General features: G+C 50.2%; 18 protein-coding genes. 10 read left to right on the top strand and 8 right to left on the bottom strand.

Annotated features, from left to right (window positions below; genetic code table 11):
* Positions 1-168: 168 nt before the first annotated feature.
* Positions 169-1,509: a putative O-glycosylation ligase, exosortase A system-associated gene (locus Q4579_RS06670; protein WP_303562675.1), complete on the bottom strand. Its 1,341-nt coding sequence runs from the start codon at positions 1,507-1,509 to the stop codon at positions 169-171.
* On the opposite strand from Q4579_RS06670, the gene Q4579_RS06665 reads away from it, so the two are divergent.
* Positions 1,508-1,735 (top strand): hypothetical protein, encoded by a 228-nt coding sequence (locus Q4579_RS06665; RefSeq protein ID WP_303562674.1) that lies wholly within the window; start codon positions 1,508-1,510, stop codon positions 1,733-1,735. The two genes, Q4579_RS06670 and Q4579_RS06665, sit on opposite strands and share 2 nt — an antisense overlap.
* A 208-nt stretch (positions 1,736-1,943) precedes the next feature.
* Positions 1,944-2,924 (top strand): hypothetical protein, encoded by a 981-nt coding sequence (locus tag Q4579_RS06660; protein ID WP_303562673.1) that lies wholly within the window; start codon positions 1,944-1,946, stop codon positions 2,922-2,924.
* 10 nt (positions 2,925-2,934) lie between these two features.
* Here the strand turns inward: Q4579_RS06660 and Q4579_RS06655 are convergent, their stop codons facing one another.
* Together Q4579_RS06655 and Q4579_RS06650 are read right to left on the bottom strand one after the other, a co-directional pair.
* Positions 2,935-4,401, bottom strand: coding sequence for an oligosaccharide flippase family protein (locus Q4579_RS06655; RefSeq protein WP_303562671.1), 1,467 nt, complete (start codon positions 4,399-4,401; stop codon positions 2,935-2,937).
* Between the two features lie 11 nt (positions 4,402-4,412).
* On the bottom strand, positions 4,413-5,372 hold the full coding sequence (locus Q4579_RS06650; protein WP_303562669.1) for a hypothetical protein: 960 nt from the start codon (positions 5,370-5,372) through the stop codon (positions 4,413-4,415).
* Between the two features lie 422 nt (positions 5,373-5,794).
* On the opposite strand from Q4579_RS06650, the gene Q4579_RS06645 reads away from it, so the two are divergent.
* Positions 5,795-7,309, top strand: coding sequence for a chondroitinase-B domain-containing protein (locus tag Q4579_RS06645; protein WP_303562668.1), 1,515 nt, complete (start codon positions 5,795-5,797; stop codon positions 7,307-7,309).
* Here Q4579_RS06645 and Q4579_RS06640 read toward each other — a convergent pair.
* A complete protein-coding gene (locus tag Q4579_RS06640) occupies positions 7,254-8,510 on the bottom strand; it encodes a GNAT family N-acetyltransferase (RefSeq protein WP_303562667.1) in 1,257 nt (418 codons plus the stop codon). The two genes, Q4579_RS06645 and Q4579_RS06640, sit on opposite strands and share 56 nt — an antisense overlap.
* Positions 8,511-8,685: 175 nt before the next feature.
* Here Q4579_RS06640 and prsT point away from each other — a divergent pair, with 175 nt between their 5' ends.
* From prsT to Q4579_RS06615, 5 genes are all read left to right on the top strand, one after another.
* A complete protein-coding gene (gene prsT, locus Q4579_RS06635; protein WP_303562665.1) occupies positions 8,686-11,454 on the top strand; it encodes an XrtA/PEP-CTERM system TPR-repeat protein PrsT in 2,769 nt (922 codons plus the stop codon).
* A 232-nt stretch (positions 11,455-11,686) separates the two neighbouring features.
* The gene (locus tag Q4579_RS06630) at positions 11,687-12,484 is read left to right on the top strand and encodes a serine protease (RefSeq protein WP_303562663.1); all 798 of its coding nucleotides are present in this window, start codon (positions 11,687-11,689) and stop codon (positions 12,482-12,484) included.
* 19 nt (positions 12,485-12,503) lie between these two features.
* Positions 12,504-12,950 (top strand): hypothetical protein, encoded by a 447-nt coding sequence (locus Q4579_RS06625; protein WP_303562661.1) that lies wholly within the window; start codon positions 12,504-12,506, stop codon positions 12,948-12,950.
* Positions 12,951-13,112: 162 nt separating this feature from the next.
* Positions 13,113-13,598 carry a CreA family protein gene (locus tag Q4579_RS06620; protein ID WP_303562660.1) on the top strand — a complete coding sequence of 162 codons (486 nt, stop codon included), beginning with the start codon at positions 13,113-13,115 and terminating at the stop codon, positions 13,596-13,598.
* A 285-nt stretch (positions 13,599-13,883) separates the two neighbouring features.
* On the top strand, positions 13,884-15,536 hold the full coding sequence (locus Q4579_RS06615) for an AMP-binding protein (protein ID WP_303562659.1): 1,653 nt from the start codon (positions 13,884-13,886) through the stop codon (positions 15,534-15,536).
* Positions 15,537-15,611: 75 nt separating this feature from the next.
* Here Q4579_RS06615 and Q4579_RS06610 read toward each other — a convergent pair whose 3' ends face one another.
* Entirely contained in the window at positions 15,612-17,456 is a 1,845-nt protein-coding gene (locus Q4579_RS06610; protein ID WP_303562658.1) for a beta-ketoacyl synthase, read from the bottom strand.
* A 185-nt stretch (positions 17,457-17,641) separates the two neighbouring features.
* Here Q4579_RS06610 and Q4579_RS06605 point away from each other — a divergent pair, with 185 nt between their 5' ends.
* Positions 17,642-18,619: a GlxA family transcriptional regulator gene (locus Q4579_RS06605; RefSeq protein ID WP_303562657.1), complete on the top strand. Its 978-nt coding sequence runs from the start codon at positions 17,642-17,644 to the stop codon at positions 18,617-18,619.
* A gap of 188 nt (positions 18,620-18,807) precedes the next feature.
* Positions 18,808-19,353, top strand: coding sequence for a hypothetical protein (locus Q4579_RS06600; protein WP_211650528.1), 546 nt, complete (start codon positions 18,808-18,810; stop codon positions 19,351-19,353).
* 72 nt (positions 19,354-19,425) lie between these two features.
* Here Q4579_RS06600 and Q4579_RS06595 read toward each other — a convergent pair whose 3' ends face one another.
* From Q4579_RS06595 to secF, 3 genes are all read right to left on the bottom strand, one after another.
* A complete protein-coding gene (locus Q4579_RS06595; RefSeq protein WP_303562655.1) occupies positions 19,426-19,656 on the bottom strand; it encodes a hypothetical protein in 231 nt (76 codons plus the stop codon).
* A 145-nt stretch (positions 19,657-19,801) separates the two neighbouring features.
* On the bottom strand, positions 19,802-20,203 hold the full coding sequence (locus tag Q4579_RS06590) for a VOC family protein (protein ID WP_303562653.1): 402 nt from the start codon (positions 20,201-20,203) through the stop codon (positions 19,802-19,804).
* A 141-nt stretch (positions 20,204-20,344) separates the two neighbouring features.
* Positions 20,345-21,247: a protein translocase subunit SecF gene (secF, locus tag Q4579_RS06585; RefSeq protein ID WP_303562652.1), complete on the bottom strand. Its 903-nt coding sequence runs from the start codon at positions 21,245-21,247 to the stop codon at positions 20,345-20,347.
* Positions 21,248-21,249: the final 2 nt, after the last annotated feature.

The raw sequence follows: 21,249 nt of genomic DNA, 5'->3' as shown, positions 1-21,249 counted from the left end.
GGAATAGCTCTGCAAATTTGATCTGATATTACCCAACGATCCTCTTCCGCCCCTGACGAAAGCTGCTCGGATCTGGCCAAAATAAAACCAATTAAAATGTGTGTCTGTCCCTTGAGCCCGGTCCCTGTGCCACGATGCCAGCCTACTGTGCCTGTCCCAGTTCTATTCTCAATGCCTGTCCTCCAAAACCTGCCCCGCATTCACATGCCGTCGGCGCTGCGGAGCCACCATCACTTTCACCTGAATCGTTAAACCCACCATAGCCGCGACTAAGCACCAGAATAATTCCAGATATGCCAATGACAGCGCTGCGCCAGCGGTACAATATGCCAGAAGCGAGACTTGCATCATTCTGGCCAAATCAACCTGCCAATGGTCTTCAGCCTTCCACGGGGCACGGTTGAGGGTCGCAATCACCCAATGCATTTTCAGGAATGAAAGCGCGATGATCAGTAAGAATAATCCCAACCCAACAAAGCCGTGATCCCCAAGAACCTGAAAGTAAATACTATGGGCAGCCCGCGGTTTTTCACCCGGTGGTGGTGTTTCGATCACATCAATTTGATCAATTTTGGTACTGAGCCTGTCCCAGTGGGTTTGATAATACGCTGTTTTATAGCCGCCACCGGTTGCAGGTCTTTCCAATGCCAGCAACGTATGAATTTTCCACGAGTTCACACGGTTGGTGAACGATGAATCTTCATCCGCGGCTTCAATGGTTTCCATCCTGTCGTACCATTTCTGCGGTAATAAAAGGACAGACACCGAAGCAATGATGCCAACTGCAATCAGCGTCAGCAGCTTCCTTTTACTTTTCAGCCAGAAATAGCAGCCGATGATCGCCAGTGCAAGGAAGCCTCCCCGAGAATAAGTGCCGAGGACAGACAAGGTACAGAGCACCAGCATGCTGAACAGACCCAATCGGATCCATTTCTCTTCTACTGATTTGAGTTGATACAGAATCAAAGGAATGATCATGCACAAAGCGGTCGCAAAGTGGTTATTGTCTGCCAGTAAATGTCCGTATGGCCCCTGAATTTTATGCCCGCCGAGGCTGGCAACAAATTTGAGCCCTTCGATTGCGCCCATAAAACCAACCGACATGAGTATGCCCCAAATCAGCATTTCAAACTCATGCCGTTGCCGGATAATCAGGGTGACCATGATGAAGGAGAGAAACACCTTGGAAAACTTCTCCCATTCAGGCCAAACCAATTCAGGAATCCCAATCGAGTTGTAGCTGGTGATACCGGTATGAATCCAGAATAAGCACACCAGCAATGCAACAACATCAAAAAGCATCCGGGGTTTATGGCGGGCCACTAAATATGTCAGGAAGGTAATCAGCGCAAAAACCGTATTATAACTGATGGGTTTTGCAAAACTGTACACCCAATACGTGGGCACAAATAAACCCGACCAGATCCAAATCGAAGCAGCCATATAAGGTCGCCGGAAAGCAAAGCAAACCAGAATCAGGAATACACCTAAAAAGATAAGGTCTCTCATGGCTCTGCCTCCTGTCGACTTTGCTACCTGTCAGCCTGCTGAGATGTTTGATTCAGACGGCTTCTTCGTTTTTGTTTCGGTGCTGTCACTTCTTTGTCTTGCTTCAGAGACCGGTGACAAAGAAAAACCAGCAAAAAAAGTCCGAATGCAAAAAGAATCGACTCCATTCCTCACTCCTTACCACTGGAAAATCCGTCAATTTTTTGTCGAAAATACAGCAGAGTAGCTCTGAACTGGAGCAATCACGCCCCGGTAAAACGGCCTTTCTTTACTATAGAACCGGTTTCGCCGGGCAACAAAATTTTGACTATGATTCATTTATCAATGTCAGTGCAATGACAAACGCTGAACTTGGTATTGGCTGCCATGAAAAAGCCAAATCCATAAAAACAATCGTTGGATTCAATCCGTTCAAATTAAGCGGGGGTGTGAAGATGTATCAAAGTTACCTATGGTTGAAAGAACGTTTAGAGCGGTATCGATTTCAACTGACAGCGCAACAGATTCAACACATGCCACCGCTTGAATACGAACCGGATGCCAGTGTTACCATTGTGTCGATGGTCAGCCACAATGCACTGAACATGTACCTGATTTCCATCACAACCTTCATAAACAATTTCGGTTACGGCACCATTGAAGTGATTGACGACGGGACTCTCACCACATCTGATCATGCAACGCTGACACGACTGATTCCTGGGGTCAGAATCACTCAGGCTAAAGATGTCGACACTCGGGGATGCCCGACATATATCTCCTGGAAGCGTTTGTTTCGTATTATCGAACTGATGAAAACATCGTATGTGATCCAATTAGACAGCGACATCATCTCACTCGCTCCTCTCTATGAAATCCATGACAAAGTCACCCAAAATCATGGTTTTGTTGCCGGCAGCCAGGAATGGGGAGAAGCCGTCGATGTGCATTTCCTGCATGCGATTATCAAGCACTGGCGCAGCGAACATGTTCAGGTTTGTGCTGAACGTGCCTTTATTCATCTCGATTTCTTCCGAAACGGAACACGGTATCTGAGAGGCTGCGCAGGATTCTGCGGCTATCCGAAGCAATCGGCCAGTGCCGACATTCTGATTCAGTTATCGCAGGACATCGCACACCATATCGGTGCAGAAAAATGGGCTTCCTGGGGCAGTGAACAAACCGCTTCTCTGTGTCTGATCTCGCAAAGTGACTGTCCCACTGTGTTGCCGTGGCCGAAATATCAGAACTATCGCTTTCCGCCGACCGGAGAGCCCGTGCGCTCCATGACGCTAGTCCACTTCATTGGCAGCAATCGTTTTAAAACGAGTGATTACCGCAAGCTTGCCCGCCAAGCTATCCGTCAGATTACGCAGCAGCAACCGGAACAAGCGCCCCAACCATTGATTCAGCAAATTGGCAGTGTCTTTAAGTAATCTGCGAAGATTATTCGTAAGAAGGTAATCTGAACAAGCGCCCCAGCCTCACCTGAATACTTCGGTATTCAGGTATCATTTTTACGCTCAATGGCAACAGCAGCACCATCAGCAAACTATAAGTCATACCACCTGCCAACAAGCAAGCCAGCAAGCTCAGCAAATGATTGTCTATCTGATCAGAAACGATTTGAACGCAGACAAACATCAGCACAGAAGCCAGGCAGGGAACCAGTAGAGCACTCAGAAAACGGCTGGCCTGCAAACGAATCACAAACAGGAATATCGAGGACAGACACACCAGAAAAACGCCGCCAACCATCAAACGGGCCATCGATAAATCGCCGGGCGTGTTGTAACCCAAGCCATAAAAACTGCCGATGACCATCGCGACCGTCAAACAATCACACAGAAACAGCATCGGCATTTTTGACCGAAGGATCAGAACTGAATGCACCAGCATATACAACGTCATCACAATCATCAGAAATGACAAATGCTGCATCACAGGAATTGCACCGAGCCATTTTTGCCCCAGAATCACGTAAACAAAATCTTCACTGATCGCGCACATCCCAAATGCCATGGGCATCGCAAACAACATCAGCATGGCTAACTGAGAATGCAGCCGTTCCCGGAATCCGGTTTCATCGTGCCTGAATTTTGCCAGTACGGTAAATGAACCTTTGTTCATCGGTGTTAAAAAATCAGTCAGCGGCAGCCAGGCAAATTCCTGCGCCATATTGTAAAAGCCCACATCACGGCTGCTCAAAATATTCCCGAGCAGCAGCATATCCACGCGTGAACGCAAATAGCCGGACACCGAAACAAGATAAAGCCATTTTGATATCGACCACTGCTCTTTCCAGTAACGCGTACTCCATTTTGGCCGGAACGGACTGAGCAGATAGCTGAAGAAAACTTCAATCACCGCCATCAGAATAACGCCTGCAATCAGTGCCCAATAATTCTGGATCACCAGCGCAATAACAATGGTGCTCAGGCTGCTGATCGTTTTGGCCACGGTCAGCAGCACAGCTTCCATCTTAAAATTGAAATTTTTTTCAAAAACATCCATGCCAACATTGTGAAAAGCACGAATCAGCGGAATAACGCTGACAACCTGTACCACCAGCGCAACTTTGGGTTCATTGGCATACGAAGCGACAGAATCAGCAGACAGCCACAGAATGACGGCACTGGCCAGACGAAACACCAGATTGAGCGACCAGATGCTGTTCAGCTTTTCAGCATCTTCCGTGTTTTCCATCATGACATAACGCTTCGTCCCAACCGTCGACAATGCAATGAAGAAGAACACAAAAAACATCGCAAAACTGGCAATCCCATAATCTTCAGGGGAAAGCAAACGCACGAGTACCAAGGTGCTGATCAAACCAATAAAACGGTTATACCAGATTCTGAGCATGGACCATTTGGCACCGGCGTAAATTGCTTTTGTGTATTGATCCGCCATAGGTTCTGCCTTTACCCCTGAGCAACCGCCATCTCTTTCGCCAGAACGATTTCACCACCCAGTTCCTGCTGAAACCATTCAATGTACTGTCGGGTGGTTGATTTCAGTAACTGGCAGTCCGCTGTGCTCTGCACGTAGGGAGTCATGCCTGCCATCAGACTGGGCGAATGGAAAGACAGCACAAATACCTTCTGCCCGATGTTCAGCTGTGCCTGAGTAATGGCCCGCAACTGAGAAAAATCATTGCCTTCCGGGGAGAGCCGGAATTTTCTCAGACGAAATGCCTTCCCCAGCAGTCGTGTAATATGCCATCGATTCATAGACTTACACCAGGAAGGGCTGCGATTGGCTTTCCGCTCGATCTGCCGGGACAGAGACAACCAGGAACTGGTATGCGGCACATGGCAGATTGTATTGTCAATGAAAGGGGCATTGGTTCGATCACTGAAATCCGGACCATGCTGATGACTAAAGTCGCAATAAGCGCTGATACTCAAGTCCACCTGATAACCCAGCGCGCGCAAATGCTGATTAGTGTGATGGCCAATGCCAAATCGTCCGGCAAGATAGGTCACCGGGGGAAGTCCGGAAACGGATTGAATCTTTTCGGTCAGAACTCGAATTTTTTCGTACTCGACTTCGGGCGACAAATTGCAGGGGTAAGACTCAAACTCTGATTCTGCGCTGGAGCTGGCATGATATGGCGGATTCACCCAAGGATGAAGGTGTGCAGCAAATTCAACCTGCTGGTCGGCACTCTGCTGATAATGCGAGATCACTTCTCGTCCACCGGGGCTGTCGACAAAAGGATAATCCATCGCCAGTGTAATTTTTGCGCCTAACCCGATCAGCTCACCCATAAACGGAATCAGTGCCTGATGATGGGTCACAGCTTGATTCTGACTGTGGAATCCCTGCTCCCAGTTAAATTCCTCTTCGGCATGTATCACGACCAGCAGTTTCGCTACCATCTCTACCCCTGGTTCCATTGCGGTTTCAGAACGGTCCCGAACTTTGGAGAGCTGCCCCAAGTCAATCCGAAGTACGTTCGGCGCAGTATTTTCTTGTTATCGGTTGACTTAATAAAGATGGCACAAGAACTGCTGAGCAACCATAGCGATCACAAAAATCCACCCGCGTCCCGGCTGGAGCACACCTCAGAACCGGGGCTGAGCCAAGCATTAAAGCGCATGGCCTGAGGATTAATGCCCTCAAATCCTTGATGAAAGACCCGATCCCCTGAAATTTCATATGGCATACAAACAAGATTGGTCCGCTTCACAAATGATCCATCGCCCAGCCATGGGGATTTTTTCTATACTTTTTGTCAGTACCGCAGGATTTTTTTGACCTGATGGATGTTCAGTCAAGTGCCGGATGAGGAAGTCAGAATATGCGAAGTAATGGCCTGAAAACCTATTTTGCCACTGTCGGATTACTGGCTCATCTGCTGGTGATCTTTTGCGGTGTCGTGCTGGTGAAACACTGGTATTCTCAGGGGGAAACATTACCCGAGAGCCTGCGCCAATCGGCAAACCAACTGCAACAGCACATCCCTGAATTACAACCGGTCCAGACTGTACTCACCAGTGTCGCAACCAATCTTGCCAGCCCGACTTATTTCTGGCGTGATTTCGACCCGAGATCCTGGCCAACCATCGGGCCAGACACACAAACCAGCGTAGCCAATTCTTTGCCAGCCGCTTCGCTGGGTACCTTGTGGGTCAGTGATGCACGCAGTCTGAAAAAAGCGCTCAAACAAGTGCTGCCCGGTCAGGAAATTGTTCTGAAAAAAGGGACCTATGATTTCCATGGCAAGCGCCTGAATATCAGCCAGGTGACACCATCGGCATCCCGGCCGGTGACACTGAGAGCGGAAGCGTCAGGTCGGGTGTTACTGAAAATGGACAGCCTCGAGGGCATCGTGATCAACCAGCCGCACTGGATCATCAGCGGACTGACGTTTCAGGGCGTTTGTGCAAAAGTTTCCCGTTGTGATCATGCGTTACACATCGTGGGTCAGGCAGATCACACCCGGATCGAAAACAATACCTTTATCGATTTCAATGCCGCCATCAAAGTGAACCGAATTCAGGAACAGTTTCCGGATCACGGCCTGATCCGGCGGAATCATTTCTACAACAACACACCCAGAGACACCTCCCGCTCCGTCACCCCCATCAATCTGGATCACGGCAATCATTGGGTGATTGACCGGAACATCATCCGCGATTTCATCAAAACCGGTGGCAATCAGGTCAGTTACGGGGCTTTTATGAAAGGGGGCGGTGAAGGCGGTGTTATCGAAAATAATCTGGTGATCTGTAATACCAGCAGTCGCCAGTATGGTGGTTTTCAGGTCGGATTATCCCTCGGTGGCGGAGGCATGGGCCAAAACAGCCGACGGGAGCTGGCCTCCGCTGAAGGGTTTCGCCACACGGTCAGAAATAATATTGTGATGCATTGTAATGATGTCGGCCTCTACATCAACAAAGCCAGCGATGTCATGGTCAATAACAATATTTTCTATCATACATCCGGGGTTGATGTCCGGTTTCCGCAATCCAGTGCGCATCTGGTCAATAATGTCGTCAGCGGACAGATCCGAGAGCGGGATCAGGGCAAAGCCACGGCCTCGAACAACCTGCTGCTTTCCCGGGAGTTCTTCACCGACAAACAACCGCTGGATCGCTGGTTTACCTCTCCGGCCATCGGCAACTTCTCCCCCAGAGACGACGCCAGCAAAGCAAAACTGATGTCACAGGCAACCACTTACCCGATTGCGACACACAATGAGGTCACTGATTTTTGTGGCAACCGGATCACTCCGGAAGACAGCTTTGCCGGTGCATTTAAGGACAGTCAGAACTGCTTTGTGACCAGACCCGGCGCTTCAGCCCGCGAATAACCTTTTTCATGGCATACACCACGTGGGGGAACCGGTAGTGATACACCGACAACCCCACGGTCTGATTCGCGAACGTTTGCTTATAACGTGACTGTCCCCCCATGAAATCATAGCCCGCGAAGCCCTTCGCCATGGCGTCCTCAATCAGCAGGTAATGAGCCACCAGCCCCGGCTTCAGGTGTCTGTCCCCGTTTGCTCCGTTTGCTTCTTCGTTACCCTTCGCGTTCACACACGGTGCTGGTGCTTCATAATTCAGCGCACTTAAATAGAAGTGCACCCAATGGTCATAGTGAAAGTTATAGATCACCCCGAGGTCGTGCTCTCCTGCCTGAAAATGATGAATCGCCACCTGCCCTTTGGGGAATCCCCGGCGGATCAGCTCCTGATGAAAATGAAGAAAGTTCGGATTGGCAAAGCCGCTTTGATGAGGCGAGCACCCCCAGCGTTTCAGATGATACTCCGCCGCATGCTCAAAGAAATGAAGCCCTTGTGTCACACTGCTGGCTGTCGTGATTTTCAATGTGCCAAGTGCCTGATACTTCTTCAGACTGCGCTTGATCTGATAGCGGGCATTTCGCGAAAGATAGCGATCGAGTGTCTGATTTTCTTCGCGAAGTGGTGAAAAGTCCAACCGGTATGCCGTTGAATCCCACACCACCTCCCGCTCTGGCTGCACAACACTGCCATCGGCCAGCACCATCAAAGTGTCTGTCCCGTATACGCCATTCACCGCGAGCGTACCGGTTTCAGCAACAGCGTAGCCAAGAAAATCCAGCGCCTCACTTGCGCCCACCACAAAGGTGTCTGTCCCTTTCATGTTGGCCATGACACAGGCAGTCATCAAAGGCCGAACCAATGCTGCCACCGTGCTGTCGAGCAGGAAATCGTTGTATTCAATCCAGATTTGATCCATTAACGGATCACCGGTGCGATGCAGACAAAACTGACGACCCACATTCAGCGTCGCCAATTTTTTTTCTTTCACCACAATAATGCCTAATCCGACCGTTGTGTCATCATTGCGCGTCAGCACCACGTAATAATCGTCCACAAAACAATCCAACCAGGTCCCTATCCATAACCACGACAGAAACAGGTTCGGCTCTGCTCGTGCTTCAAGTGCCATCCATTGTCTTTTCAGCCACTGTGGATCCGGATTTGCGATCCACTCACACTGAAAAAAATCACTGTTTCGAGCCATCCATTGCTGTCCGACATTACTCAAATTCATTAGCTTCAATGATAGCAAAAGGAAAGCATTTGACTTTTCAGGTTAAATTTTTCTGTAGACGATTTTTCACAATGTGATTGGTCTGAGCGTCAAAATTGTGACTATCCTAAAAAAAGTCCATCAAAAAACTCTCAAAGGGATGCTTATGGCTCAGTTACCTCACAATTCGCTCAACCGGCTCGCACTGGCAAGCCTGATTGCAGCGGCACTGACTGCTTGTGGTGAACAGACCGTCGATGAATACATGTCGAAAGCGAACACGCACCTCGTGAATCAGGAAGTGAATGCCGCGGTGATTGAGCTGAAAAATGCCATTCAGCAGCACCCTGAATCCAGCCAGGCCCGACTGATGTTAGGCAAAATCTATCTGCAGCAAGGCGATTACGCCAGTGCAGAAAAAGAACTCTATAAAGCCGTCCGTGGCGCCGAGACCATCGATGACATAGAACCTTTGCTGGCGCGGGCCTATCTGGGACAGAAAAAAACAACAGAAGTGATCGATCTGGCGAAACGGCCACGGAGCCTTCGCCCTGATGCACTGGCTGATCTGTATGCGATGGAATCCATGGCGTTGCTGCTGGATAACGATCCAGAAAGTGCCCGGAAATCGTTTTATCAGGCCCAGGGAACTGGCCAGAAAACCCTGTACACACGCCTGGCTAAAGCCAGTCTTGAAGCCACAGACGAACAGCCGGAACTGGCGCTGAGTCAACTCGAGTCGATTGTTCAGGATTATCCGGACAGCAGTGAGGCCTGGCTTTTAAAAGGCCACATTGAAACCCGCATGAAAGACAACAAGTCTGCTGCGTCCAGTTACCGGAAAGCGGTTCAGACCGCGCCCAAAGCCCTGCAGAATACTTTGTATCTGGCACAGGCGCTGGTGAAAACCGAGCAGTATAACGAAGCCGAGACCTATGTGGATCAACTGCTGATGGCTTACAGTGGTCACGCCCTCAGCAATGAAATGAAAGCCACGATTCTCTATGCCAAAGGGGAACAGGACGAAGCAAAAGTACATGCAGACCTTGCGATTCGTAATGGCTCCCGGAACCTGACGACTTATCTCATTTCAGGTGTTGTGGCATATCACCAGGGCAATTATGACCTGGCCAGCGACCGGCTGGAAAAGCTCGTGCCTTTTGTTGCTGAAGACAATCTGGTGAAACGCCTGTATGCCTCCAGCCAACTCAAACTGGGTGACATTGAAGGTGCCATGCAAACCCTGAGTGGTTTCGACGCATCAAAGCAAGAAAACAGTCAGTTTATTTCCGCCATGAGTCTGGAATTCGCCCGGATTGGCCGCAGTGATTACGCGATATCACTGGCTGAGCAGGCTTCGGAGGCACCCAGCACCAATACGCAACTCCGTCTTGGCCTGATGCAACTGGCAAACAACGACACGACCGGTATTGAAACTGTCCAGCAGGTGCTGGCGAAAGATCCGAATCTGCCGGAAGCCAATTTAGGTCTGGCCTACTTCTATCTCCGGCAAGGGGAGTATGAAAAGCTCCACGGTGTCGTGAATGACTGGCTTGCACAGGATCCGAATGATCGGGCCGCACTGATGCTGAAATCTCTGGTCTATCTGGTGGAAAACAAACCGGATCAGGCCAAAGCCATTTATCAGAAAGTACTGAATGACGATCCGGAAAACCTGCAGGCGAAACTCGGCCTGGCTCAAATTGCTGCCATTGAGAAAAATCCGGATACCGCCTTTCAATATGCGCAGGCAGTGTATGAGAAACGGCCCGGCACTTCCCTGACCACGCGAACCCTGTATCGCTATGCCCAGATGAGCAATAAACTGGACCAGGCTTTCGCCATGGTTGAAGCCCAGGTCAAAGCGCATCCGGATAACACTTCGCTGAAGTTGGATCTGGCCCGTGGCTACATCCTGAAAAAAGAACCCGAACAAGCCATTCAACTCATTCGCGCCCTGACACCGCAGCAACAAACGGCGCAGAGCTGGCGACTGCTGGGGGATCTTTATTTCAGCAAGCAGGACTACCGGGAAACAGAACCCGCTTATGCCAAGTGGCTGGAAATGGATGTACTGAATCAGCAGGCTTATGTCCGCAACATTCAGATCAAAGAGATGAATCACAAGGTGAAAGAAAGCATCGCACTGGCAGACAAAGCAGCTTCGCTTTTTCCGCAAACGCCCATGTTCACCATGATGAAAGCTGGCCTTCAGATTAAAACTGAAGATTTGTCTGCCGCCCAGAAAACACTGGATTTAATCCCGGAGAACGCCAGATCGCAGCAATACTTTATGCAGTTACAGGCGGCGATTCATTCCCAGAAAAAAGAGTATCAACAGGCGCTTGAATGGCAATTGAAACGCTATAACGCTTACCCCGGTATCCTCAGCGCCGGTGATGTCGCCAGTGCGTATACACTGAATCAGCAAAACAGTCAGGCCATCGCATTTCTGGAAGAAGTCCTCGAAGAACATGGCGACAAAGCGGCGCCATTACGTTTGCCGCTGGCTCAGCTTCAATTGAAAGAACAGCCCGAGAAAGCCATCAGCCAGTACAGGGATGTGCTCCAGAAAGACCCGAACAATGTTGTAGCGCTGAACAATCTGGCCTGGATTTATATGACGATGGAAGACTACAAACAGGCTTGCGACAATGCTTTGAAAGCACTCGGACTCGCAAAAGAGCACCCGCAGATTCAGGACACTTACGGTTATTGCCTGCTCAAATCGGGACAGACAGCCAACTCACTGCCGATGTTAGAGAAAGCCTACAAGCAAGCCCGGAATAATGCCGAAATTGCCCTGCATTATGCGGAAAGCCTGCTGGCCAACCAGAAAGCAGACAATGCCAGAGCCATCCTTTCAGGCGTAGACACTTCAGACCCTGAACTCCTGAATCTGAAAAATAAACTGGAGAAGCAAATCAATCTCTGAAAGGAGTCTCAGGATCGCCTGCACCCGCCCGCGGGTGCAGCATCTTTTTTATACCCATCAAAGTAAGTCAATGATCAGAAATAGCGCCGGAAAAATGTTTGAGAACAAGGCGGATTTTTTAGATAAGTCCTGATTCTACAATCAAAAAATCTAACGAAGTTATCGAATATTTTAGCAAGCTAGGATGACCAGTTATTTACTGCGATTGGTATTATTGTGAGGGCATCAGCACATGCGGTTCACTGTTATCTGTCGCGCCATCTTGGATCACTGCAGTCTGCAATACAAAAGTCTGGGTCTCTGGCTCGCCCTCCTGATCGCCGGGATCCCGGTACAGGCTGCACTGCCCGAGGTGATTCATCAAATTAAACCTTCCGTTGTGGGTGTTGGCACCTATCACAAACTGAACACGCCCCGTGCCAATTTAATGGGAACCGGGTTTGCCGTCGGGGATGGCTCGTTCATCGCCACCAACAGCCATGTCGTGCCCGCAACGCTTGCAAGCAATCGCAATACCGACATCGTCGTCTTTATCGGGACAGGCACTGCACCAGACGTTCGCACGGCCAGAGTCATTGCCCGCGACGATGAACACGATCTGGCATTACTGAAAATTTCAGGACAGTCACTTCGACCCCTTCGCCTGTCTGCAAATCCGGTCCGGGAAGGCGAAATGTACAGCTTTACCGGTTTTCCCATCGGCGCAGTTCTGGGGCTTTATCCCGTTACCCATCGGGGCATGATCTCCAGTATTACTCCGATTGCGATTCCGGCAAGAACCGCAAAAGAGCTGTCGATCGCACGGCTCAAACAACTGAAAAACCCCTATCTGGTCTATCAGCTGGATGCAACCGCCTACCCCGGCAACAGCGGCAGCCCGGTTTATCATCAGAACACCGGTGAAGTGATTGCCATCATTAACAAAGTGCTGGTGAAGAAGAGTAAAGAAAATGCCTTATCTGACCCCAGTGCGATTACATACGCGATTCCGATTCGCTACCTGGCCCAGTTAATGACGCAACTGCCCTGAACGGGCTGGAGAGCAGGTCGTGGGTGATTCAAGCATCAATCCTGCCTATCAATGGTGCCATGCACACAGCCTGCTTCCACTGGCAAAGGGGTTGTTTCTGCTCCATGCATTACTGATTACCGGCCTGACTTTGATGCCCGCAGCAGAAGCGGGATCGCTCACCGACTTAAAAAGCTATGGCGTAACTGGCCTGGATGCGATCCTGCATGCCGGTTGCTACGCGCTCCTGGCCATGCTGGCATTGCCGATTCACAAATACATACCCCACTATATCCGGTTGCTTTTCTTGTTAGGACTGTACGGAACGGTGCTCGAAGCCTCACAAAGCTTCCTTCAGCCAGGCCGTGAAAGCTCTCTCGCTGACGCTCTGGCTAATCTGGCTGGCGTCATGCTGGGCGGATGGCTGTCCTGCTCTGCGATAAAGTCCCGAAGATCGCCATCGAAGCGAAGTGGCCCTCATGAATGAGGAAAAATTTGAGGGTCAGTCAGGCAAAACAATGACTTTCCGGTTATGCTGTCAACAAATTCTGAACGCTGACTTGCGCCAGCCACCCCCGAATCAAAGGGAGCTGTAATCGCTGCATCTCTAGCGATGCGTTGGCAAACTGTAAACCCATGGAGACTTTCAATGAAACGAGCTTTGCTCTTAACCGCCATGATCGCTGGCACCACCTTACTGTCAGGCTGCTCAGACAACGAAGTCGGTGATGTCAGTCTGGGGGTCTTTACAACCAAAGACATTAAACTGAATGTCCTCAGTGATCCGCTCGTGCCGGGTGTGACCTGTCATATTGCCAGTATTGAAGCCGATCTGGATTTTTCCGATCCGAGTGATTCCTCCATTTCATGTCGTCAAACAGGAGAAATCACGCCCGAAATGATCTCAGCAATCGATCGTTCTAAATCGGGTGAAGTGGTGTTCAAAAAATCAAAAAGCGTCTTTTTCAAAACGATGAAAATTCGCCGGATCTATGATCCTGAAAGCCAGACACTGATGTATGTATCTTATTCAACCAAGGAAACTTCCGGCAGTTACAAACACAGCCTCTCAACCGTGCCACTGTGGGGAACAAAAGCCTATCAGATGCCAACCACACCGGTACAGACGCAATAATTGCCCCTGAATTCACATCCTGTAACATAAATAAAACCTACCTGCCTCGCAGCTCTGAGAAAAACAGAGCTGCATTATTCTGGCTCAACGTCTCACTCCAGTCTAAAGTTCAACAAGTTAAGGGCTGCTTTCGGTCACTCGTACGATTTTTTTCTGAAAAATCAACACCGTGCCCACTTGACGCATCCCGCAAAGATGCATTTAATTGTTTTAACAAGATAATAACAACCAAGGAATGGAAGAATGACTTTGCCTTTACAGCCAAATACTTCAAGGGAATCACTCATGACGCAGGCATTACCGCACGAACGCGTGTTGCAATGGGCGAAAGAACGCCCGGATGAGATTTTTCTTCGACAAATTATCAATCGCCAGTTTACGGATTTCACTTTCGCTGAGGTTGCAGATAAAGCACTGCGACTGGTCAGCGCGTTACGTGCCCTGGGGCTGCAACCAGGCGATAAAATCGGCTTGATCTCGAAAAACTGTGCTGAATGGTATATCTGCGATCTGGCCATGATGCTGGGCAGCTATGTCAGCGTGCCTGTCTTCCCGACAGCCGGAGAAGACACCATTGAGCACTGCCTGACCCATAGTGAATCCAAGCTTCTCTTTATTGGTAAACTGGACGATACAAAAGCCATTACCGCAGTCACAGACAAACTGACGGATCTCATCACAATCAGTTTCCCTTACGACAATACGCCGGCTTGTCAGCACGAACTGAATGCGCTCATTGCAGAACATACTCCATCCGAAGAACGTCCAACGCATCAGAATGATGACATGATGTCTCTGGTGTATACCTCCGGGACATCAGGGCTGCCGAAAGGCGCCATGCTGTCCTACGGTGGCTTCGCTTTCTCTGCCCAAAACCTGATCGACCATATTGGTATCATCGAAAATGAACGTTTGTTCTCCTACCTGCCGTTAGCGCACATCACTGAGCGGGTCTTCATTCTGGGGACATCCATGATGGCAGGCGTTCAGGTTGCTTTTCCTGAGTCGCTGGATACTTTTATTGAAGATGTCAAAATGCACCGCCCGACCCTCTTCATTTCCGTTCCGCGTTTGTGGACGCTGTTCCAGCAGCGGATCCTGGACAAACTACCGCAAAGCAAACTCAATATCCTGCTGAAGATTCCTTTTGTATCCGGGATCATCAAACGGAAGCTGGCCGACGGCTTGGGATTAAATGAAGCACGGGTGCTCGGCTGCGGGTCTGCACCAGTTTCGCCAGCATTACTGCGCTGGTACGAGTCTGTCGGACTGAATATTACTGAAGCCTGGGGCATGACAGAAAACTTTGCCTACGGCACCCTCAACCTGCCATTCCGCAGCGACAAAATCGGAACCGTCGGCAGTGCCGGGCCCGGCGTCGAAGTCAAAATTGCCGAAGACGATGAAATTCTGGTTCGCAGTCAGGGCCTGTTCTCTGGCTATTACAAAAATGACATTGCGACCAAAGAAAGCTTCAACAGTGAAGGGTGGCTGCACACCGGTGATTTGGGCAGCTTAGACGAAGACGGTTTTCTAACGATTCAGGGCCGCAAGAAAGACAACTTCAAGACAGCCAAAGGTAAATATGTTTCTCCGGTCCCGATTGAGAAGCGTTTATTTGAACTGAGCGGTATCGAAATGATGTGTTTGATCGGCTCAGGCATGCCATCGCCGATTTTGCTGGCCGTGCCACATGCTTATCCGAATTTTGACCGTGAACGCTATGCGCGTCGTATTCAACAAGCCATTGGCACCATCAACAAAGAGCTGGAGTCCCACGCGAAAATTAAAGGCGTACTGATGATCAGCGACCCATGGAGTATTGAGAACGGTATCCTGACGCCTACGCTCAAGATCAAACGCCACTTGCTGGAAAAACGGTATCACGATGTGGGCAACGACTGGCCGAGAGATCAACTCATCCGTTGGGAAGAGTAATCAATGACCAGGCATTTTCAACAAAACGGGCAGCAAATGCTGCCCGGTTTTTATCGCCAATCTCAGAGCGACCGATCACTCATAATCAACATATGGATTTGCCGTCGGCAGCGCGATGGCATCCTGAAAAGCCGACAGCTGAATACTGTCTGGTGTCAGGCTGACTGAGGTTTCATCCATCACCGACTCACCAAAGTAGTAGCGGATTTCTTCTTCACCCTGACAAGCCCGCTGATCACGGGAGGCACTGACTTCCCGAACTTTCACATTTCGCGCCAGATATTCAGCGACAGCAACATGCCCATACTTTTTCTCCAGCATGGATAATGTCTTTTGCGGAGACAGCACCAGAGCCGATGCGTTGTTACCGCCAAAGCCTTTCGCGTTGATGATCACCCCTTGCATGTCATCACCCGCCGTTCCGGCAAAATAATGATCCATCAAAATATTAAGGTTTGACTGATGAACATCGTCTGCAATATGGTCGATGGTTTTAATGCCCGGAATCCAGCCGTACTGCCAGACCCCCAGAGACGCCATCAGCTGATCCCCTGCCGCTGCACTCATTGAGTGACCCACATAAGATTTAATCGCTGTGACTGGCCAGTTTGAAATCCCAAAGGTTTTCGCGACCTCATTCAGGATATGGCTTTCCGTGACCCGGTTTTGCGGCGTTCCGGTACCGTGCGCCTGAACAAAAGTTTTCTGAACACCGTCCGGCCCGAGAACCGCCTGTGCCAACGCCGCTGCTTTCGCAACCGTCACATAGTTCCCGACGCCCGGCGCTGAAATAGATTTTTTATTCCCGTCGGCGTTAATAAACACGTCTGCGGCTGAGCCGTAAATGGTCACACCCAGCTTCAGTGCCAGTTCTTCATCCATCAGCACAGTGAACTGTGCAGATTCGGCCATGGTAAAACCCGCGTTGTCGGAAAACGGACGACAGGCACGACGGTTATCAACCGTTTCACTCTGATCAAGTGCTTTTAACTGCTCATCTTCCGCCAGTGCACCCATAATGCGGAAACCTTCCATAATTTCCGAAACAACTGGTGCTTCCGCATTACCAACAATCACAACTTTCGCCTGACCGCTCTGAATATCCTGTATGCCCTGACGCAGGTTATACAGGAAAGTGGCGCAGGCACCCATGTTCGTGCCTGTGGTTCCGACACTGTTAATCACGTAACCATTGATAAAGTCAGCGGGCATTTCCGCCAGCGACAACGCCATCATTTTAGAACTGACCCGGCCTCCCGTCAGGGGTGCGGCAACCATTCCCGCCAGAGACTGATCATCAATTTGAGCCAGACCACTGCCCGCATAAACCGAAATTTCATCCGGACGAATGTGCTGCAGCACTTCATCCCAATCAACGCCCAGAGAATTCAGAGCATCTGAAGCGCCGTAAACGGTCAGTTGCAGCCCTCTTGGATGATGCCGGGAGTGATAAAGTTTCCCTGGCTCAAAGCCTCGGGGAATATTGCCGCCGCTGCTGACCGGGAAAGTGATGTAATCTGCCAGCAAGGCATCCAGTTCGCCCTGCACCGTCACCTGAACTTTCGAACCGGTTGCTTCCAGTGTCCAGTTTGCAGGAATCTGCGCGGGCAGTTTCGATTTACGCAATGTGAAGCGAATCTGATCATCGCCTGCACTCAATTGTGCTTTGTACTGCTGAAGGACACGATCCGGGTCAAAGGTTTCGATCCGGCGAATCAAGGTGCCGGCTTGAATCGCTTCAATGACGGACGGCGTGATGTCATCTTTTTCCAGCCCCATTCGATGTGCCAGATCCTGCCAGGTCGAATGCATCTCGCTGGCCGGCAATATATCCGCCAGCATGCGTTTATAACTGTGAAAACCTGAGCTACGACCTGCGGCATTGATACCGCCAATTCCGACAATCAATGGTAATTTCATGTTTTGATTCTTGCTTTAATAGGAGTTGCCACACAGATTACCAGCTTGGACTGGCTTTTCATTAGGATATTACGCCATAATTACTGCCATTCACGCCAAACCAGCTGAATAACCGGACGACTGAGTCAAATTTCAGCCATGGTTCAGCAACCCGGAGACCAAACGGTCATGTCACGGATTCAACCATGAAAATCGCTTTTGTTCTTTATCCCCGCGCACTCATCACCGGTATCTCGCTGGCAGCAGAGATGCTGAGCAGCGCAGCCAGCCTTCGCCCTCGGCGGGTGCAAAAGTCGCAGCCGGTGACGATTTCAGTTGTGGCCACCAGCCTTGCCCCGATCACACTGAATTCAGGCCTGCACATTCAGCCCGATATGACGTTGTCAGAGCCGGAGCATTTTGACTTTATTATCCTGCCGCCTATCTGGGGGAACCCGCTGGCATCACTCAAACAATGCCCGACTCTGGTGCCATGGTTAAGTCAGCAGTACCGACAGGGGGCCAAAATCATCGCCACAGGGACAGGCGTCTGCTGGCTGGCCGAAACCGGACTGCTCAATCATCAGGTCGCCACCACACACTGGTATTTTTACGATAAGTTTGCGGCCCGGTATCCCAATGTTTCGCTGAACCGACAAGCCTCAATTACCGTCGCCAATGGCTTGTACTGCACCGTCAGTATCAACTCACAGTCGGAGCTGATTTTGTACCTGATCCGGGAACACTTTGGCCAAAACGTTGCAAAAACAGTGGAGACACATTTCGGCCACGAGATTTCACAGTCAAATCAACAACCTTTTTATCAGATTGGTGGCGAAGTTCAGTTCGATGAGTCGATTGCCCTGGCTCAGGACTGGCTGAAGCGAAACCTGGGACAAAGCATGACCGCAGCAGACATTGCCCGGCAATGCGGCTTACCCCTTCGCACATTCCAGCGCCGCTTCAAAGCCCAAGTGGGACAGACACCGCATGAGTATCTGCAATCCCTGCGTATGGAAGCAGCACAAATCCTGCTGCGTGACTTCGGCTTATCCCTGCAAGATGTTGCAGAACAGGTGGGTTATAAAGATGCCCACCACTTCAGCACCCGATTTCAGCAAGAATTCAGCCTCAGTCCCGCGCAGTACCGGAACATGGTGAAAGCGAAAATTTATCAGGCTTAACGCTTCAGGAGTGAGACGAACAAAGGAAATCCAGATCGGATCAAAGGCTTAGCAATCCAGCCAGCGGAAGTGTATTCATCCAGTCGCTATGCTGAAAAGAAAGAACAAGGACCGGGCTTTAGTATCGTGTCCTGATTTTCAGTGTTATGCAGGGGATGTTGTCGCCTCGCAGTCAAAGGCGTATCGCAATGTTGTGTCGGGTTGTTGCCAGTTTACGCTGGTTATGGTTATTCATCGCAATCGGTACTGTGCAGAGTGCCGCCGCCAATCTGTTGCCCACCAGCACCACCGTGCTGGGACAGCAGCTCTGTCGGCTCGATCTCTACCATCTGGCCAAAAATCAGTGGAATCAGATAGAAACTGATTTCCAGATTGCCTTTATTGCCGATCAGGACTTCAACCGCCGCTATGTCGCGCTGAAAGCCGATATCGCTTACCCGAGAGGGTTTGAAAATTTCAGTTACTATCGGACTGGCCAACCCGTTGAGATTTTTACTGCAAACTGGAAAAAATACCACGGCGGCATCAGTCTGGCGGACACACGCCGTAGTTACAGCATTTCACATTTGGTCCGGCTGGGCGGAAACAATCCAAGACAAGCCTTTGATTTGCTGATCCGGTTAATTGCTGAAGATGAAGGCCGCTTCGAATTACAGAGTGCCAATCGGCGATATCGTTTCTATCTGGAAGATGGCGATCTGGATGCTTTTTTCCATTGCCTGCGCACGAATTAAATGACTGTCCCAAAATAGCAAACGCCAGCGTGATTCGCTGGCGTTCTGTATTCGTTGTTTGGTATCTGAGGGTTATTTGTGATTCTGCACGGGCTCGTACTCACCTTCAATCACACGTCCCTGACCCGAAGATGCTTCCGGATTCCCTGCGTAAAAGGTCGCGTACTGCTTGGCCAGTTTACGTTTCAGGAATGGCTGCGCAATCAATGCCACCAAAGCCATGGTCAGTCCCATCACGGTTGCGAAAGTTAACGCAAAAAAGCCAATGACAAGCGCAATCACACCAGCAATGATATTTTTCATCTTACACCTCTTTATAGGCTGAAAGCAGGAGAATCCCTGCCTTCAGAAATTCAGCCTCGCATAGCGAAGTTGAATGACAGTTGAACAAAAGGTCGATTAAAAGCAAGATTCAACTGTGTACAGGTGCCATGATACAGCAATCCGCTTACGTCTGCTCGACATATTTGATCACAGACACAATCGCCCCGCAAGGATCGAGCATGGCACACATCCGGCCGACATTGGGTACATCCATCGGCGGGTATAAAGCTTTGCCTCCTGCTGCGATTGCTTTCTCTGCACAGGCGTCCACATCATCGACCGTGATATAGCTCCCCCAGCCAATTGGAGCATCCTGAAACTCAGCCGTCCGCTCCATAATACCCGCAACCGGTGACCCACCCGCCTTGATGATATGATACTGCTGTCCGCTTTCTGTGCCTGGCATAGGAACGGACTCAATCTCCCAGCCAATCACTTTGGTGTAGTAATCTATCGCGGTCTGCGCGTCATCAACCAAGAGCTCAGCCCAACTGAATGCCCCATGCTGTTGAAACGGATTTTCCATATTGCCTCCATTGCACATAAAAAGTTCCGTTTAAAGATAGTCCTATGATTTCAACAGCGCCAATACACCGATTCGGTTCATTCAGTCGATTCACAATGATAAAAAGGCCAGCAACGGCTGACCTTCGTGCCATCTTCTCAATCAGGGAGCCGAATCAACCTCGGCCGGTAAATAGTGTTTCGGTTCCAGCTTCAGCCACTCGGGTAACACCGTTCCAATGGAGATCGAAGACCAGGTCCCAGAAACGATCCCGATAAACATCGCTGCGGCGAAACCTTCCAAGGGTGCGCCCCCCATCAGCCACAAAGCCGCAACGGTAATGAGTGTGGTTCCGGAAGTCACCAGGGTTCGGGAAAATGTTGCAATCACAGCCTGATCATTGATCTCTGAAACCGGCGTCTCTTGCCTGGCGACCAGCAGTTCGCGAATCCGATCGGCAATAATGATGGAGTCATTCAGTGAGTATCCCAAAATTGCCAGAACTGCGGCAAAGACGGTCAGATTGAATTCCATCTGAGTCAGCGCGAAAAACCCCAGCACTAAGACAACATCATGCATCAGCGCCAGCAAAGCCCCGCTGGCCAGTCGCCACTCAAACCGGAAACACAGGTAGGCAAGAATACTCAAGAGGCACACCAGCAATGCCAATCCCCCCTGTTCAACCAGATCCTCACCCACCTGAGCACCTACCATGCTGTTACTGATCACCGAAACTTCACCAGAAATCTGATGGAGTACATCTGCCACAACCGGCGGTGCCTGATCCGGTTCTGCCAGCGGATAGCGAATCACCCAGCGCCCCTCGCCACCTGCGGCAGTCACTGTGGTTGCTTCTCCGAGTGCAGGTTTGAGTACCTCCAGCATTTGCTGATGCGTCACCTCAGCACTGACAACAGCTTCGGTGACCATGCCCCCCGTAAAGTCCAGACCCATGTTTAATCCGCGCATCGCAAACGCCGCAAGCGAAATGAGCATCAACGCAATGGAGACCACACTGGTCAGGTAGCGGATTTTCCGAATCCGCAATTTGAAAAATTCAGTCATCA

It is taken from the genome of Photobacterium sp. 1_MG-2023 (assembly GCF_030547945.1).
In the GTDB taxonomy this organism is placed as follows: Bacteria; Pseudomonadota; Gammaproteobacteria; order Enterobacterales; family Vibrionaceae; genus Photobacterium.
Note: the sequence above shows the minus strand (reverse complement) of the source record. Positions and strands in the feature narration are given on the sequence as shown.

Excerpts from the sequence above, each read along its gene's own strand:
- Q4579_RS06650 (WP_303562669.1), bottom strand. The coding sequence starts at position 5,372 with ATGGTAGCGAAACTGCTGGTCGTGATACATGCCGAAGAGGAATTTAAC.
- prsT (WP_303562665.1), top strand. The coding sequence starts at position 8,686 with ATGGCTCAGTTACCTCACAATTCGCTCAACCGGCTCGCACTGGCAAGC.
- Q4579_RS06600 (WP_211650528.1), top strand. The coding sequence starts at position 18,808 with ATGTTGTGTCGGGTTGTTGCCAGTTTACGCTGGTTATGGTTATTCATC.
- Q4579_RS06630 (WP_303562663.1), top strand. The coding sequence starts at position 11,687 with ATGCGGTTCACTGTTATCTGTCGCGCCATCTTGGATCACTGCAGTCTG.
- Q4579_RS06655 (WP_303562671.1), bottom strand. The coding sequence starts at position 4,401 with ATGGCGGATCAATACACAAAAGCAATTTACGCCGGTGCCAAATGGTCC.
- Q4579_RS06595 (WP_303562655.1), bottom strand. The coding sequence starts at position 19,656 with ATGAAAAATATCATTGCTGGTGTGATTGCGCTTGTCATTGGCTTTTTT.
- Q4579_RS06610 (WP_303562658.1), bottom strand. The coding sequence starts at position 17,456 with ATGAAATTACCATTGATTGTCGGAATTGGCGGTATCAATGCCGCAGGT.
- Q4579_RS06670 (WP_303562675.1), bottom strand. The coding sequence starts at position 1,509 with ATGAGAGACCTTATCTTTTTAGGTGTATTCCTGATTCTGGTTTGCTTT.
- Q4579_RS06645 (WP_303562668.1), top strand. The coding sequence starts at position 5,795 with ATGCGAAGTAATGGCCTGAAAACCTATTTTGCCACTGTCGGATTACTG.
- Q4579_RS06605 (WP_303562657.1), top strand. The coding sequence starts at position 17,642 with ATGAAAATCGCTTTTGTTCTTTATCCCCGCGCACTCATCACCGGTATC.
- Q4579_RS06640 (WP_303562667.1), bottom strand. The coding sequence starts at position 8,510 with ATGGCTCGAAACAGTGATTTTTTTCAGTGTGAGTGGATCGCAAATCCG.
- Q4579_RS06590 (WP_303562653.1), bottom strand. The coding sequence starts at position 20,203 with ATGGAAAATCCGTTTCAACAGCATGGGGCATTCAGTTGGGCTGAGCTC.
- Q4579_RS06665 (WP_303562674.1), top strand. The coding sequence starts at position 1,508 with ATGGCTCTGCCTCCTGTCGACTTTGCTACCTGTCAGCCTGCTGAGATG.
- secF (WP_303562652.1), bottom strand. The coding sequence starts at position 21,247 with ATGACTGAATTTTTCAAATTGCGGATTCGGAAAATCCGCTACCTGACC.
- Q4579_RS06660 (WP_303562673.1), top strand. The coding sequence starts at position 1,944 with ATGTATCAAAGTTACCTATGGTTGAAAGAACGTTTAGAGCGGTATCGA.
- Q4579_RS06620 (WP_303562660.1), top strand. The coding sequence starts at position 13,113 with ATGAAACGAGCTTTGCTCTTAACCGCCATGATCGCTGGCACCACCTTA.
- Q4579_RS06615 (WP_303562659.1), top strand. The coding sequence starts at position 13,884 with ATGACGCAGGCATTACCGCACGAACGCGTGTTGCAATGGGCGAAAGAA.